Below are 1,788 nucleotides of genomic sequence, written 5' to 3' on the forward strand. Positions count from 1 at the left end.
CGGCGCGGTGATGCTGCAGCGACCCGAGCTGTTCAAGGCCGTGGTCTGCCAGGTGCCGCTGCTGGACATGCGGCGCTACCACACGCTGCTGGCCGGCGCCTCGTGGATGGCCGAGTACGGCAACCCCGACAAGCCGGAAGAATGGGCCTGGATCTCGACGTACAGCCCGTACCAGAACGTCAAGCCTGGCCTGAAGCTGCCCAATGTGCTGTTCACCACCTCGACGCGTGACGACCGCGTGCACCCCGGCCACGCCCGCAAGATGGCCGCGCGCATGCTGGAGCAGGGCTACAAGCCGCTGTACTACGAGAACATCGAAGGCGGCCACGGCGGCGCGGCCGACAACGCGCAGAAGGCCGACATGATGGCGCTGGAGTTCTCCTTCCTCTGGCAGCAACTGGCGCGATGACCTGCGGCCGCCTGTGGCGAAGCGCCATGCCAGTGGCGGCGCTGCTCGTGGCCTGCGCCGCTTCAGCCCAGCCCGCGCTGCCAGCACCAACGGCAGCATCGGTGCCCGCGCCGGAGGACGGCTACCTCTGGCTCGAAGAGGTGCAAGGCGACAAGGCCCTGGCCTGGGTGCGCGAGCGCAACGCATTGGCGCGCGAGCAGCTGCACAAGCACCCGGCCTACGCACCCACCCGCGACGCCCTGCGCGCGGTGCTCGACTCCACCGCCCGCATCCCGACGCTCAGCCGCCACGGCGACTGGCACTACAACCTCTGGCGTGACGCCGAACACCCCCGCGGCCTGTGGCGGCGCGCCACGCTCGCCGAGTATCGCCAGCCACAACCGGCGTGGGAGACGGTGCTGGACCTCGATGCGCTGGCCCGCGCCGAGAAGGAGAACTGGGTCTGGGGCCAGGCCTTGTGCCTGGGGCCGAGCTACCGGCGCTGCCTGATCAGCCTGTCGCGCGGCGGTGCTGACGCCAAGGTCTGGCGCGAGTTCGACACCGTCGACCGCGCCTTCGTGGCCGGCGGCTTCACGCTGCCCGAGGCCAAGTCCGACGTGGCCTGGGTCGATGCCGACACGCTGATCGTCGGCACCGATGTCGGCGCCGGTTCGATGACCGACTCGGGCTACCCACGCATCCTCAAGCGCTGGCAGCGTGGCCAGCCGCTGGCCGCCGCGACGACGGTGTTCGAAGCCGAGCCGGCCGACGTCTCCGCCGATGTCGAGGTGATCACCACGCCCGGCGAAGAACGCACGGTCTTCACGCGTTATGTCAACCGCACCGACCAGCGCCGCTGGCTGCTGAAGGGCGACGGCAGCCGCACGCCGATTCCGGTGCCGCCCGATGCCCGCATGCGTTTCTGGGAATCGCGGCTGCTGATCGAGTTGAGGAGCGATTGGCAGGTGAACCCCGCGCAACACCACCCGCGCGGCGCCTTGCTGGTCACCGACTTCGCCGCGTTCATGCAGGGTGAGCGGCGGTTTCAGCGCCTGTTCGAACCCAGCGCCACGCGTTCACTGGCCAGCTACACGACCACCCGCAGCCAGGTGCTGCTGAACGTGCTGGACAATGTGGCCAGCCGGCTCGAGGCCTGGCGGCCGCTGGACGACAAGCGCTGGCAGCGCCGCGAAATCGCCACGCCGACGCCCGGCACGCTGGCACTCACCGGCCTGCACGACCCGCTGCTGAAGGGCGATGCGCTGGCCGAGACCTTCTGGCTCAACCACAGCGGCTTCCTGACGCCGGACACGCTGTACATCGCCGAGGCCGCACGGGACACGCTGCAAGCGGTGAAGTCACTGCCGGCATTCTTCGACGCCAGCGGGGCACGCGTCGAA

1 protein-coding gene and 1 pseudogene are annotated in these 1,788 nt (G+C 69.7%); both read left to right on the plus strand.

Going from position 1 to position 1,788, the window contains the following annotated elements; all coding sequences use genetic code 11:
• On the plus strand, positions 1-409 hold a 409-nt coding region (locus VLK61_RS18960; protein WP_325423184.1), incomplete at its 5' end, for a prolyl oligopeptidase family serine peptidase.
• Positions 410-435: 26 nt separating this feature from the next.
• Positions 436-1,788: pseudogene (locus tag VLK61_RS18965) on the plus strand (S9 family peptidase); the annotation flags it as partial.

The organism is Aquabacterium sp. (genome assembly GCF_035476535.1).
Taxonomy (GTDB): Bacteria; Pseudomonadota; Gammaproteobacteria; order Burkholderiales; family Burkholderiaceae_C; genus Pseudaquabacterium.